Source organism: Trichlorobacter ammonificans (assembly GCF_933509905.1).
Taxonomy (GTDB): Bacteria; Desulfobacterota; Desulfuromonadia; order Geobacterales; family Pseudopelobacteraceae; genus Trichlorobacter; species Trichlorobacter ammonificans.
The window spans coordinates 236,603-250,852 of the sequence record NZ_OW150024.1; the positions used below are offsets into that span (position 1 = coordinate 236,603).

The following is a 14,250-nucleotide window of genomic DNA, read 5'->3' on the forward strand; positions in this document are numbered from 1 at the left end:
ATGGGATTGAGTGCAGCATTTGAAATAGGCAGTGCAGGTCTCAGGATTCACCAGGTTGCCATGGAGGTGATGAGCGAGAACATTGCCAACGTGAATACGCCGGGGTACTCCCGGCAGCGGGTTATCCTGGAGACGGCGCCGCCGACAACCCACAACGGCTTTCCGCTCGCCTCCGGTGTGAAGATTGCTACCGTGGAGCGGTACTACGATGCCCTGCTGCAGAAACAGCTGGTCAATGCCGGTACCACTTCGGGGTACAACACCACCACCCTGCAAGTGCTGCAGCAGGTGGAACCGGCTTTCAACGAACTGGCCAAGGATGGGCTGGGGGCGGCGATAACCGACTTCTTCAACGCCTGGCAGGACCTTACCCTGAACCCGATCGGTACCGCCGAGCGTCAGACGGTGCTGTCCAAGGCGGAGATGTTGACCGACCAGTTTCGGTATGCCAGCAGAACCCTGACCGATGCCATGGTGACCCAGGACGAGAGCCTGACCTCCCTGACCAGCGACATCAATGCCAAGCTGAAGGATATCGCCTATCTGAACGGGCAGATCAAGACCACGGAGCTGATCCACGGCAATGCCAACGAAATGCGGGATCAGCGCGACTACCTGATCCGCCAGCTCGGCGAAAGCGTTGCCGTCAGTTTCGTGGAAAACACCGACGGTACCACGGATGTTTCCTATACCGACGGTACCGGAACCTATAGCCTGGTCAGCGGTTCCACTGTTGTGAATAACTTTACCCTGGTTGCCAACGGTACCCTGCCTGATCCGTTGAGCACCACAAAGCACGACGTGCAGCTGACGCCGACCGGTGGTGGCGCTGCAGTGACCATCGCACCAACCACCGGCAAGCTGGGAGCGACCCTGGTGATGCGGGATACCACCCTGCAGGGGTATCTCACCGATCTGGACACGCTGGCCAACTCGATTGTGAGCGATGTCAATGGCCTGCACGTCAGCACGGGAGGGCGCCCCACCTATGATCTGAACGGTGCCGCCGGCGGCCTTTTCTTCGACTCTGCCGGGACAACGGCGGCAACGATCAGCCTGGACAGCAATGTTCTGGGAGCGCCGGCAAACATCGCCGCCGCACTCAGCAACTTCAGCGGCGACAGCAGCAACGCCCTGGCCATTGCGCAATTGAATTCAAAGGTCAACAACTACTCGTCCAGCTACAAGACCCTGGTTGCTCAAATAGGGCTCGATGTGCAGGCCGCCAAGTCGGTCACCAGCCAGGATGCGGCCTTCATGAAGCAACTGCAGACATTGCGCGACTCAAACTCCGGTGTCTCCCTGGATGAGGAGCTGGCGGCCCTGATCAAGTACCAGCGTTCCTACCAGGCGTCGGCACGGCTGATCACCACCGCCACGGAAATGATGGACACGGTTATTGCCATGATGCGCTAACAGGAGAAGACCCGATGCGTATTACTCCCAACATAACGATCAATAATTCGCTGCATAACATTCAGACCTCCCGTGCCCTGCTGGACAGCATCCAGGAAAAGATCGCCTCGGGGAAAAACTACAACCGCATCAGCGACGATCCGGTCATGGCACGGCTGCTGGTGGGGATCAACGACCGCTTTGGCGCCAACGAGCAGTACCGGAGCAACATCAGCAAGGCGAATATCTGGCTGAAGATGACCTCCACCACCCTGGACGGTATGGCGGCCACCATGAAAGAGGTCAAGTCGCTGATCGGCACCATCCCGATCGACAACAACGACCCGACCACCAGAAATAACATCGCCTATCAGTTGACGCTGATGCGTGAGCAGCTGGCGGATATGGGCAATACGCAACTTGAAAATCAGTATATTTTCTCCGGTACCGACACGACAACCCAGCCCTACAACCGGGCGGTACAGGATCCGCCCGTGGCCGGCGACTATCAGGGAAACAGTGCTGTCACCAAAGTGCAGATCGATTTCAATGCAACTGAAACCATGAATATTCCGGGGAGCGACGTTCTCGGCGGCGGAACGCCCCCGCCGGCCCGGGTTGATATTCTCAAGGAACTGGATACGCTGATCGCGACGTTGAAAGCGGGCCCGATCTCCGCAAGCGATCGGACGACCTACGCCAACCTGATGGAGCAGGGCGCCCAGCAGATTCAGACTGCCCAGGTCACTGCAGCCACCCGGGTCAAGCGCCTGGACCTGATGAGCAAGATGCTGGACAATACCAAAAATACGCTGGAAACGGTGTTCAGCAACGTTCAGAATGCCGATTATGCCAAGCTGGGAGTGGAGCTGAGCCAGCAGAAGGCCGCCTTTGAAGCAACCCTTTCCTCCACCGCGAAGATCAGTCAGATGTCGCTGCTCGACTACCTCTGACGCGGCGACAAACCCAGCGCTCTGAAACAACGAGCCCCCCACACCGCACTGCGGGTGGGGGGCTCGTTGTTTCACCGGAGAAACAGGGCTGACTCAGTACTTGGTGTCAGCGTAGTCTACCCAGCCGCCGGCCATGACCAGCGCCTTGTCGAAGGGTGAGAGCTCGAAGGAGAAAGTCTGCTGTTTGCCTCCTCCCGAGACGGTCAGGGTCTGGGCGGCGATGTCGATGCTCATGGCGGCATCGGCGTCTGCGGCATGGGAGAAGATCTGGTCAAGGTCGGCCTTGGGCAGTTCGATTGCCGCCATGCCGCAGTTGAACATGTTCTGGCGGAAGATGCGGGCGAAGGACTCCGCCACCACGCAGGTGATGTCGTTGACCTCGAACACCCAGGGGGCATGCTCGCGGGAGGAGCCGCAGCCGAAATTGGCGCGGGATACCACCACGCGGGCATGCTTCAGTTTCTCCCCCTTGGGGTCGAACCCCTCCAGTTTCAAGTCCTCCAGAATGTACGGCTGCAGATCCTGCTTGGTGATCTCGGTCAGGTATTTGGCCGGAATGATCTCGTCGGTATTGATATCGCTGCGGTCCAGAAACAGGACCGGCCCGCCGAAGGTTTTCATATGTCAGCTCCTTAGCTGGATTGTAATGTCGATGCCCCTTACAGGTAGTTGCGTGGGTCGGCGATCTTGCCCTCGATGGCGCTTGCCGCGGCCGTGGCCGGCGACATCAGGTGCACCATGCCCCCCTTGCCCATCCGGCCGTTGAAGTTGCGGTTGGTGGTTGAGGCGCAGACTTCGCCTTCGGCCAGCACGCCGTTGCTCATCCCCAGGCAGGCGCCACAGGTGGAGTTGGTGACGCAAAAGCCGGCATCCAGAAAAATATCGATCAGCCCTTCCTTCATGGCATCGCGGTAGATTTTCGGCGTGGCGGGGGAGAGGATACCCCGGACGTTGTCGGCCAGTGTGTGTCCCTTCAGAATCTGGGCGGCAATGCGCAGGTCCTCCAAGCGGCCGTTGGTACAGGAACCGAGGTAGATCTGATCGAGGCGGGCATTGTCGAAATCGGTCACCGGCTTGACCTGGTCGGGCTTGTAGCCGAAGGTGGCCACCGGCACCAGCTCGGCGGCATTGATTTCAATGGTCTGCTCGTAGACGGCGTCGCTGTCAGAGCACCAGCGGGAGTACTCCTGCAGCGCCGCCTCCCGCGAGGCGAACTCTCCCTGGATGAACGGCCAGAGGTAGTCAACCGTGGTCATGTCCGGCATGCAGATACCGGAGGTGCCGCCTGCCTCGATAGCCATGTTGCAGAGGGTCATGCGGGATTCCATGGTCATGGCGTCCACGGTGGAGCCGCGGAACTCCAGCACCCGGTCGGTGGCGCCGTTGACGCCGATGCGGCCGATCAGGGACAGTACGACATCCTTGGCGTAGACCCCCTTCGGCAGCTCACCGTTCACATTGACCCGGATGGTCTTCGGCTCACGAAAGGCGCAGACCCCTTTGAGGATGCCAACCTCCAGGTCGGTGGTGCCGACGCCGGCGGCAAAGGCGCCGAAGGCACCGTGGGTACAGGTGTGCGAGTCCCCCATGATCACGGTGTTGCCGGGGCGGATAAAGCCTTTTTCGGGAAAGAGGGCATGGCAGACGCCGTTGGCTCCCACGTCGAAGAAATCCTTGATCCCCTGGCGACGGGCCCAGTCGCGCAGAATCTTGGCCTGGGTCGCGGTTTTCGAATCCTTTGCCGGTGTCACATGGTCGATAACCGCCTTGATTTTGGACGGATCGAATACGCGGTCCTTACCCCGCTCCACCAAGTCGACAATGGCGATGGGAGTGGTGATTTCATGGCACAGGACAACGTCCAGCCGCAGCACCTTGGTGCCGCTGAACGGTTCATCCACCAAATGGGCCGCGAAAATTTTTTCAGCAGTGGTCTTGCCCATACAAACCTTCCTTTCACATAATCAGAATTAAATTTACATACCAGAAGCGGCTGGCGAAGTCCACTGCTTTGGTGCGGTAACATACTGTTTTCGGGAGCTTAAACAGATTATGCCGACTCAGCATCAAAGATATCATTTCGTGGGTTCGTCATCGTTTCCTCGACCTGTCGCCGCGTACGCCTGCGCCGAGAGTTTCTTCGCCGCCGTGCGGTGAAAGTGGAATCAGGCGTCCCGGTCGGCCCTCCGGTGTGATATAAGGAGGCGTACAGGAAAACGGTTGAGGAGGAACTAGATGCAGGAGAAGCAGCTCGTCGAACTGTTGGAGCAGGTACGGGCAGGACGCCTCGATGTCATGGACGGGGTTGAGCGGCTGCGGCACCTCCCCTTTGAAGACCTCGGCATGGCCAAGGTTGACCATCACCGCCAGTTGCGGCAGGGGCAGCCGGAGGTCATCTTCGGGCAGGGAAAAACCGTCGCGCAGATCAGCCGGATCATGCAGGCCATGCAGGGACGGGGGAGCGCCGTTCTGGTCACCAGGCTGGCGGATGAGCAGGCGGAAGCGTTGCTAAGGGAGTTTCCCGCTGCCGTACACCATGGTGCGGCCCGTTGCCTGACCCTTGAACCGTCGCTGCCGTCCCGGGACGAGGGGCGCGGAACGATCCTGGTCATTTCTGCCGGGACCTCCGACATTCCCGTTGCCGCCGAAGCAGTGGTAACGGCCCGCTTTTTAGGGAATCGGGTCGAAGAGCTGTTCGATGTCGGGGTGGCCGGCATCCATCGCCTGCTGGCGAGGCTTGAACTGATCCGTTCCGCCACGGTGCTGATCGTGGTGGCGGGGATGGAGGGGGCGCTGCCGTCGGTGGTGGGGGGGCTGGTGGACCGGCCGGTGATCGCGGTACCAACCTCGGTCGGGTATGGCGCTGCCTTCGGGGGGGTCGCGGCCCTGCTGGGGATGCTCAACTCCTGTGCCAGCGGGGTGACGGTGGTGAACATCGACAATGGATTCGGCGCCGCCTGCGCGGCGCATCTGATCAACCGGGCCTAGCGGGAGCGTTGCCTGAACGAAAACGCCGCGTCAGACGCGGCGTTTTTTGTGCATCAAGTTCCCGCGGAGGCTGCGGGTCAGCTTTTTGCCACGGTGACCGCCAGGGTGGCGGCCGGTGTGATGAACAGACGGTTCAGCTCGGCCTCGGGGAAGTGGGAGGGTGCCACGATCAGGCCGGCCGGCATGGCAGGCAGCACCTGCACCGGCAGGGTCACGGAGCCGCCGTTGGCAGAGATGGTGACGACGTTGCCGTCGACAACGCCGATTCTGCCGGCATCAGCGGCGGAAAGCAGTGCAACCGCCTCACCCGCCACCAGCCGGTTGTTGGCCGACCAACTGGAGTAGCTGCCGTTGTGACGGATGACCGGTGCCAGCAGCAAGGTCGTGGAGGCCGTCGAGGAGGCAACCGGCGTCACCGGTACCAGTGCCGGCGTTGCCACCGGTGCCGGTCTGGCCGCGAGTTGATTCATTTCCTGGCGCAGAGCGGCAAGGCTGGGGGCGGCACCGCCGGTCAGGCGGGCGTACAGGTCGCCCAGAATGACAAGGTCCGGACGGGATTCGCCGGCCGGTGAGGCCGCTGCGGTGAAGGCCTGCACCCGCCGGTCCACGGTGGTGAAGGTGCCGCTTTTTTCTGCCGCCGTGGCGGCAGGCAACAGTACATGGGCGTACCGGGCCGTGGCCGTGGGGAACAGATCGAGCACCACCAGACATTCCAGCTTCTTCAGGGCGGCTTCCACCCGAGCCCGGTTCGGCAGGATATGGAGCAAGTCGCTCCCCATGACGAGGAGGGCGCGGAGGTCACCCTTTTCGATGGCATCGATGATGCCGGGCAGGTCCCGGCCGCCGGCAGCAGGTGCCACACCGGCGTCCAGCAGTCCCTGGGTATTGTTTTTCTCGTCGATCGGGAAGAGCGATGCACCGGTGAGGATCGCCAGGTTGACGGCGCCGGTCACTGCGGCGGTGGCATCGGTGCTGCGCATGAACTCATGGCCGTAGATGACGGCAACCGGCCCCTTGACAAAGGAGACGGCGTCATTGAAGTCTGCTTCGGTCAGGCCGGTGGCCATGGTGATCTGATCAGAGGTGACGGCAGCTACGGACTGGCAGAACGAATCGAGGCCCGTTGCCTGCACTTGGCGTCCCGCAGCCAGCAATGCCTTGGCCAGCCCCAGCGCGACAAACCCTTCGGAACCGGCCTTGTAGCGCAGGGTGCTGTTGGCGAAACCGTCCAGGGAGGTGGGACGGGCGCTGGCGATGACCAGCTTGGCGTCATGCTTGGTGGCGGCCTTGATGGCCCGGTAGCCGAAACCGGCCGACTCGGCCTTCAGGTCGCTCCCCAGAACAATGATGCAGCCGGCCTGCTCCAGGGTATCCATGGTGGCGGTGGCACCGCTGACGCCGAGCATCCGTTCCTGAATGGCCTGGGCCGGAGCGTAACCCAGCCGGGCCTCGGAATCCAGGTTCGGGCTGCCGACGGCTTCCCGGATCAGCTTGGCGAACAGGTAGTTCTCTTCGTTGGTGGCGCGGGGGGAGGCGATACCGGCCACCGCTGCAGCACCGTGCGTCGTGATGACCTGCTTGATGGCGGAAACCGCCGTGGCCAGAGCGACATCCCAGGTTGCCGGCTTGCGTGCCCCGTCGGCATCGAGGAGCGTCGGCGCGGTGAGACGTTGCGGTGCGTTGAAGGCGCCGTAGCCGAAGCGGCCGTTGATGCAGAGGTTGCCACTGTTGTAGCCGCTGTCCCGGCTGGTGACCCGGGCCACCGTGCCGTCCTTGACATGGTATTCGATCTGGCAGCCGGTGGAGCAGAAGGCACAGATGCTTTCCTTCACCTCGAAAGCCCAGGGACGCCCCATGAACTTGAACGGCTTACTGATCAGGGTGCCGGTGGGACAGGCGGCGATACAGTTCCCGCAGAAGTCGCAGTCCAGCGGCTTGCCGGAAACCGTTTCCACCACGGCCCGGTCGCCCCGGGACTGGGTTTCGATGGCGGCAACGCCGGTGATTTCACGGCAGACCTTGACGCATTTCTCGCAGAGGATGCAGCGGTTGGGGTCGCTCTCCAGCAGGCGCCAGTCGTAGCGGATCGGCAGCCGCTCCAGGTCGGCGGCGTATTCCTGGCGGGAAGCCCCCAGCGCATAGCAGGCGTCCTGCAGGTCGCACTCGCCGCCGGCGTCGCAGATCGGACAGTCCAGCGGGTGGTTGACCAGCATCAGTTCCATGGTCTTGCGGCGGATCTTCTCCAACTCCGGGGACTGGGTGGTGACCTTGATCCCTTCCTTGACCGGGGTGTTGCAGGCGGTCATGGGACGGGCCACCCCTTCCACTTCCACGGCGCAGACCCGGCAGGCGCCGGTGGTGGAAATCTTCTCCAGCCAGCAGAGGGTGGGAATGCTAATTCCCAGTTTGCGGGCCGCATCCAGAATGGTGGTTCCCGCAGGGACCTGCACCTCGCTGCCGTCAATGGTCAGGGTGATGGTTGTATTGGTATCGCAGCATTCAGTGTGTGCCATTGCTCAATTCCTATGCTGGTGAAATTTGTTTGTTCCGGCTTGGGGCGAAAACATCGTCGCGTTTAGAGGGCAACCATCGCCATGCGGTAGCAGCGCAGACAACGATCGGCCTCGGCCTGGGCGATGGAGTCGGCAAAGCCCAGTTCGACCTCGTTGTAGTTCCCTTGGGACGCCCGCTCCCTGCCGTGGATCTCTTTCTGGTTGGCGCGGGCCGCCGAGTCCAGCCAGGGGACCTGTTCGTTCTTGTCGTAGACTCCCAGATAGGTCAGCAGGTCTTCAAAAACCTCCTGTTCGGTCAGGTAGACCTTCCCTTCCTCCAGGTAGCGCTGGATGACGTTGGCGGCACGGTGGGCGTTGCCGATGCAGGCCACCACGGTTAAGGGGCCGATTTCGGCGTCGCCGCCGGCAAAGACGCCGTCGCAGTCGGTGATCAGGGTGCGGGAGAGGGGGTTGCCCATGCTGTCGTTCAAAGACTTGCCGGCAGCATCCTTCAGCGGCAGGTACTTGGTCACCACGGTATTCCATTTGGTGATGTCGATCCCCATATCCGGCGGGATGAAGCCCAGGTCCGGGTCCTGGCCGATGGCCGGGATGACGGTGTCGCACTCCACCACGAACTCGCTGCCCGGCACCGGTTCGGGACGGCGGCGCCCGGAGGCGTCCGGCTCACCCAGGGCCATGCGTACGCATTCCACGCCGGTCACCTGCTGGTTGTCGTCAACAATGATCCTGGTGGGCAGCACCTGGAACTCGAACTTGACCCCTTCCTCGTCGGCGCCGTCCACTTCCCAGACATCGGCCGGCATTTCCTTGCGGGAGCGACGATACAGCAGGATCGATTCCTCGGCTCCTTCCCGCAGGGCCACCCGGACACAGTCGATGGCGGTGTTGCCGCCCCCCACCACGCAGACCTTCTTGCCCATGCCGGTGGGGCGGCCCATGTAGGCCTCCCGCAGGAAGTCGATGCCGCCGGAGAGGAACCCCTTGTAGCCCTTGTCCTCTCCTTCAACCCCCATCGGCTTGGAACGGTGGGCGCCGGGGGCCAGGAAGACGGCGTCGTGCTTTGCCTTCAGTTCCGGCAGGGAGATGTCCTTGCCGACGCGGCAGTTATAAACGATGTCCACACCCATGGACTGGATGATGTCGATATCCCGCTGCAACAGGTGCCGCGGCATCCGGTAGGCCGGGATGCCCACCGCCACCATGCCGCCACCGAACCCCTCCGGCAGTGCTTCGTAGATGGTGCAGGGATACCCTTCCAGGGCCAGATAGTAGGCGGCCGCCAGACCGGCGGGGCCGGCGCCGACGATGCCGACGGTCTTGTTCTTCTTCGGCTTGGGCTGCATCGGCGGGGTCAGCTTGTGCATCCATTCGTAGTCGGAGGCGGAGCGCTTCAACACCATGATATTGATGGCGTCGTCCACGTTCTTGCGGCGGCAGGCGAATTCACAGGGATGGGGACAGACCCGGCCGCAGACCGCCGGCATCGGCATGCTCTCGCGGATGGTGGCCAGGGCCTCGGAGAACTGGTAGTTCTTGATCTCCTCCACGTATTTGGGGATGTCGATATGGGAGGGGCAGCGGTCCATACAGGGGGCGGTCAGCTTGTGCAGGTACCTGCCCGGTTTGGCTGGGCGGCTGCCGCTCAGGCAGGCGAGGAAGTCGTCCTTGTAGTGCTGCACCGCATCCAGCACCGGCTGGGTGGCGCTGGGACAGAGGGTGCATTTGCAGTTCTGCAGCAGGGCGTGCAGATCGGCCACCTGGTCCAGGTCGGCCTCACGGGCGGAGCCGGCCACCACCTTCTGCAGCAGGTCGGCCAGCACCTTGGTCCCTTTCTTGCCCGGGGTGCACTTGCCGCAACAGTAGAGGGTCTGTACCCGCTGCATGTACTCGGCGGTCATGGCCGGGATATCGACATCCTTGTCAAAGACGATCAGGCCGTCCCAGCCCATGAAGGCACGCAGCGGCTGCTGGCCGTCAAAGGCCACCGGCAGGCGGAAGGCAACGTCTGTCGTCTCTCCGGACGGATTCCTGTTATCGACAACCTTTCTACCCCACGTGGAAAAAACGACCTGTGCCACACGCACCTCCGAAAAAACAAAAAACGAATCATATCAGTAGTTTAAGTGCTTAATTTAACAGGCAAACGAACCCTGAAAAATTGTATACAGTATGCCTGCTTACCATAACCATTCCCTTGAAATCAAGGGAAAAATAGTGGTAATCAGTGCTGTCTGGCGTGGTCGGGACAACCATATCCGTGCTATAGATGAATTTCGACAGGTGTCCACTAGCGAGAAGAAATGGGGAGGCGTGTGCCATGACCAAGCTTGATACGGCGTTCAGTTCTCTGTTTACCGTGAATATGGGGTATCGGCCGGGAGAGCGGATTCTGGTGTTCAGTGATCTGATCCGTGATGATGAGGGCATTGCCGAGGCTGACCGCGATCGACGCAGTCGTTTGCACGCCACGGCGCGGGAGCTGGCCGCCTTTGCCGCCACCGCCTTCGGCAGCGGCGAATTCGTTGATTTTTCGGCCACCGGTGCCTCCGGTGTGGAGCCTCCGGTGGTGCTCTGGCGGGCCCTGTTCGGCAGCGGGCTCGTTGACCGCCTGGAGGCCGCCGGTCTGCTGGCCCCGCTGCTTGCCAAAAGCATCGGTCCGGATGGGCTGGCCGCGGCCCGGGAACTGGTGGCGGACGCCAGCAATGAGGTGGCCGACATTGTCATCGCGCTGTCCAATAACTCCACCAGCCACACCAACTTCCGCAAGCTGGCCTGCCATGCCGGCGCCCGTTTCGCTTCCCTGCCCCACTTCGACCCCGAGATGTTCGCTACCTCCATGGCCGTGGACTGGCATGCCCTGGCCGAGCGTACCGCCCGGCTGGTGACCGCCGTGAACCGTGCCGAGTGGGTGACGGTTGAGTGCCCCAACGGCACGGCCATGCATATCTGCAAAAAGGGCCGCCACGCCGAGGGGGACGACGGCCTGCTCACGGTTGACGGCGCCTTCGGCAACCTGCCGGCCGGCGAGGCGTACCTGGCACCGCTGGAAGGGGAAAGCCACGGTGTCATGGTGATCGAGTGGGGCCCTACCGCCAAGCTGGCCAGCCCGCTTACCCTCACCATCGCCGAGGGAAGGGTGGTGCGGATCGACGGTGACGATCCGCTCCGGCAGCGTCTGGAGGCAAAGTTTGCCGAGCATCCCAACTGCCGCAACCTGGCCGAGCTGGGGATCGGCACCAACGACAAGGCCAGCCGTCCCGACAACGTGCTGGAGGCGGAAAAGATCCTGGGCACCATCCACCTGGCCCTGGGGGACAACACCGGCTTCGGCGGGACGGTGGCGGCGCCGTTTCACGAGGATTACGTGTTCTATCAGCCCACCGTGACCCTGCAGATGGCGGACGGCACGGAGGAAGTGATTCTCGATAACGGCCGACTGCAGGTGTAATACCAGTTCCATAGCAAAGCGTCTTCTTCGTTGGCTCGTCATCGGCTCCTCAACGTGACTTACGTGTACGCCTTCGTGGCCGATCTCCTCGCCGCCTTGAATCCATCTTTGATCCGGAACTGGTATAACCCGCTCTCATCAGGACAGTTCCGTTGCAGGTGCAGTTCATTCTACAGACCCCGAGGAGGTCGCCACCGTGTCCGACCAGGCCATGTTCCATCTGCCATCCGCCTATGACTACCCGCTCCTGATCAAGAACCTGCTCTTCTGTCCCGTGGTGGACAACCCCAAACAGGAGATCGTCTACCGCGATGTTTTCCGCTACACCTACGGCGAGTTGCGGCAGCGGGTGCAGCGGCTGGCCAACGTGCTGACCGATCTGGGGGTCAAGCCGGGGGATACGGTTGCCGTGATGGACTGGGACTCCCACCGCTACCTGGAATGCTTCTTTGCCGTGCCGATGATCGGCGCCGTGCTGCACACCATCAATGTCCGGCTATCGCCGGAACAGATTCTCTACACCATCGACCACGCCGAAGACGACGTGCTGCTGGTGAACAGCGAATTTCTGCCGATCCTGGAGCAGATCCGGGGACGGATCGACACGGTCAGAAGTTACGTGCTGCTGAACGACGAACCGGCCCCGCCGCAGAGCAGTATCCCCTTTGCCGGCGAATATGAAACCCTGCTGGCCGCTGCCCGGCCGGAGTTCGAGTTCCCCGATTTCGACGAGCGGAGCCGCGCCACCACCTTCTACACCACCGGCACCACCGGCATGCCCAAGGGGGTCTACTTCAGTCACCGGCAACTGGTGTTGCACACCCTGGGGGTCATGGGGGTGCTGGGGTCCGCCCTGGAGCATGGCCGCTTCCATTGCCGGGACGTCTACATGCCGATCACCCCCATGTTTCACGTCCATGCCTGGGGGGTTCCCTACATCGCCACCATGCTGGGGGTCAAGCAGGTCTACCCCGGTCGCTATGTTCCCGATCTGCTGCTGGAGCTGGTGGAGCGGGAAAAGGTCACCTTCTCCCACTGTGTTCCCACCATCCTGCATATGCTGCTCAAGCACCCCCACAGCCAGCGGCTGGACCTGTCCGGCTGGAAGCTGATCATCGGCGGCGCCGCCATGTCCCGGGCCCTCTGCATTGAGGCGCTGGCCCGGGGTATCGATGTGTTTACCGGCTACGGCATGTCGGAAACCTGTCCGATCCTGACCATCTCGCACCTGACCCCGGAGATGCTGGAACTCTCGCCGGATGAGCAGGCGCTGATCCGCTGCAAGACCGGCCGCTCCCTGCCGCTGGTGGACCTGCGGGTCGTGGATGGCTGCCTGCGGGAGCAACCCCGTGACAACGTCACCGCCGGCGAGATCGTGGTGCGGGCCCCCTGGCTGACCCAGGGGTACCTCAAGGACACCAAGGCATCGGAGCGGCTCTGGGAAGGGGGCTGGCTGCATACCGGCGACGTGGCGGTGCGGGATGAGCTGGGCTACCTGCGGATCACCGACCGCAGCAAGGATGTCATCAAGGTGGCCGGCGAATGGGTCTCCTCCCTGGAGCTGGAAGATATCATCGCCCATCAGCCCGGTGTGGCCGAGGTGGCGGTCATCGGTATCCCCGACGAAAAATGGGGGGAGCGCCCCCTTGTCCTGGTGGTGCCCCGTCCCGACAGCGGGTTGACGGAAAAGGATGTCGCCCATCATGTCCGGGAGTACGCCGACCGCGGGCTGGTTAACAAGCAGGTGCTGCTGCTCAGGGTCCGCTTTGTGGAGACCATCGACAAGACCAGTGTCGGCAAGGTCAGCAAGGTAACCCTGCGGGAAAAGTACGCCGTGCGGTAAGTGCCGGCGGTTGTGCAGCCATCCGGTCCGGCATGGGATACTCCCGTGCCGGATTTTTTATGCGCCAGAATCCGCTTGCCATGGCCGGTGGCGGGATGATATATCAAGAAAAATTGATTTATTTATTTCGGAAAAGTTGATGCGATGACCCTTGATACCTTCAAAGCCCTGGCCGATCCCTGCCGTCTGCGTCTGGTGGCGATCCTGCTGCATGGTGAATTCACCGTGCAGGAGCTGACCCGCATCCTGGGGATGGGGCAGTCCCGGATCTCCCGCCACCTGAAGATCCTGAGCGAGGCCGGTATCCTCGGTGTCAAGCGGCAGGGGACCTGGAGCTACTACCGGGTGGGTGACGACAACCGCTTCTTTGCCGCCATCCGGCCGGTGCTGGAGCAGGAGCTGGCAACACTGCCGGACCAGGGCCGGGACCTGGCTGCCGTGGCTGCGGTGCTGGAGGAACGCCGGCAGCGGAGCCGGGAGTTCTTCGACCGCCATGCCCGCCAGTGGGACGACCTGGCCCGCACCCTGCTGCCGGTGCCGGAATATCGTCGTCACCTGCTGACCCTGGTGCCGGAAGGGGGAACCCTGGTGGAGATCGGTGTCGGTACCGGCGGTCTGCTGGCAGAGCTGGCCGTGAGGGCCGACAGGGTTATCGGCGTCGATCATTCCCCGGCCATGCTGGCAGAGGCCCGGCAGCGCCTGACGGACAACGGCATTACCGGCATCGACCTGCGCCTGGGAGAGATGACCCACCTGCCGCTGCCGGACGGCTCGGCCGGCAGCGTACTGCTCAACATGGTGCTGCATCATGCTGCCGACCCGCCGGCGGTGCTGGCGGAGATCAGGCGGGTGCTCCAGCCCGGCGGCCTGCTGCTGATCGCCGATCTGGCCCGCCATGAACGGGAGGCGGCCCGGGAGCAGTTGGCCGACCAGTGGCTTGGCTTTGACGAGACGGAACTGACCGGCTGGCTGAGAGGTGCCGGATTTACCATGTGTGGTGGTGAGAGGATCGAGGGAACAGCAGGAGAGGAATCCGTTGTTCTGGTCGTTGGCTGCACGAACCATACAAAAACCACTACAAAAACATCACACCGAAAAGGAGCGTAA

The 14,250-nt window shown here is 62.3% G+C and carries 10 protein-coding genes; 6 read left to right on the forward strand and 4 right to left on the reverse strand.

Features of this window, described 5'->3' with window-relative positions; genetic code table 11:
• Together flgK and flgL are read left to right on the forward strand one after the other, a co-directional pair.
• Window positions 1-1,416 (forward strand): flagellar hook-associated protein FlgK, encoded by a 1,416-nt coding sequence (gene flgK / locus RAK07_RS00950; RefSeq protein ID WP_305730988.1) that lies wholly within the window; start codon window positions 1-3, stop codon window positions 1,414-1,416.
• A 14-nt stretch (window positions 1,417-1,430) separates the two neighbouring features.
• Window positions 1,431-2,348, forward strand: a complete 918-nt coding sequence (flgL, locus tag RAK07_RS00955) for a flagellar hook-associated protein FlgL (RefSeq protein ID WP_305730989.1) — start codon at window positions 1,431-1,433, stop codon at window positions 2,346-2,348.
• A 93-nt stretch (window positions 2,349-2,441) separates the two neighbouring features.
• Here flgL and RAK07_RS00960 read toward each other — a convergent pair whose 3' ends face one another.
• Both RAK07_RS00960 and RAK07_RS00965 read right to left on the reverse strand, forming a co-directional pair.
• Window positions 2,442-2,969, reverse strand: a complete 528-nt coding sequence (locus tag RAK07_RS00960; RefSeq protein ID WP_305730990.1) for a 3-isopropylmalate dehydratase small subunit — start codon at window positions 2,967-2,969, stop codon at window positions 2,442-2,444.
• A gap of 38 nt (window positions 2,970-3,007) precedes the next feature.
• Window positions 3,008-4,291 carry a 3-isopropylmalate dehydratase large subunit gene (locus RAK07_RS00965; protein ID WP_305730991.1) on the reverse strand — a complete coding sequence of 428 codons (1,284 nt, stop codon included), beginning with the start codon at window positions 4,289-4,291 and terminating at the stop codon, window positions 3,008-3,010.
• A 292-nt stretch (window positions 4,292-4,583) separates the two neighbouring features.
• On the opposite strand from RAK07_RS00965, the gene larB reads away from it, so the two are divergent.
• The gene (gene larB, locus RAK07_RS00970) at window positions 4,584-5,336 is read left to right on the forward strand and encodes a nickel pincer cofactor biosynthesis protein LarB (protein WP_305730992.1); all 753 of its coding nucleotides are present in this window, start codon (window positions 4,584-4,586) and stop codon (window positions 5,334-5,336) included.
• A 77-nt stretch (window positions 5,337-5,413) separates the two neighbouring features.
• Here the strand turns inward: larB and RAK07_RS00975 are convergent, their stop codons facing one another.
• Together RAK07_RS00975 and RAK07_RS00980 are read right to left on the reverse strand one after the other, a co-directional pair.
• Complete coding sequence (locus RAK07_RS00975) at window positions 5,414-7,849, reverse strand: molybdopterin-dependent oxidoreductase (RefSeq protein WP_305730993.1); 2,436 nt, start codon at window positions 7,847-7,849, stop codon at window positions 5,414-5,416.
• 62 nt (window positions 7,850-7,911) lie between these two features.
• Complete coding sequence (locus RAK07_RS00980; RefSeq protein ID WP_305730994.1) at window positions 7,912-9,930, reverse strand: FAD-dependent oxidoreductase; 2,019 nt, start codon at window positions 9,928-9,930, stop codon at window positions 7,912-7,914.
• A gap of 239 nt (window positions 9,931-10,169) precedes the next feature.
• Between RAK07_RS00980 and RAK07_RS00985 the strand changes: the two genes are divergently transcribed.
• The 3 genes from RAK07_RS00985 to RAK07_RS00995 all read left to right on the forward strand — a co-directional run bounded on the left by RAK07_RS00985 (window position 10,170) and on the right by RAK07_RS00995 (window position 14,250).
• On the forward strand, window positions 10,170-11,300 hold the full coding sequence (locus tag RAK07_RS00985; RefSeq protein ID WP_305730995.1) for an aminopeptidase: 1,131 nt from the start codon (window positions 10,170-10,172) through the stop codon (window positions 11,298-11,300).
• Window positions 11,301-11,511: 211 nt separating this feature from the next.
• Window positions 11,512-13,143: a fatty acid--CoA ligase gene (locus tag RAK07_RS00990; protein ID WP_309550382.1), complete on the forward strand. Its 1,632-nt coding sequence runs from the start codon at window positions 11,512-11,514 to the stop codon at window positions 13,141-13,143.
• Window positions 13,144-13,287: 144 nt separating this feature from the next.
• Entirely contained in the window at window positions 13,288-14,250 is a 963-nt protein-coding gene (locus tag RAK07_RS00995) for an ArsR/SmtB family transcription factor (protein WP_305730997.1), read from the forward strand.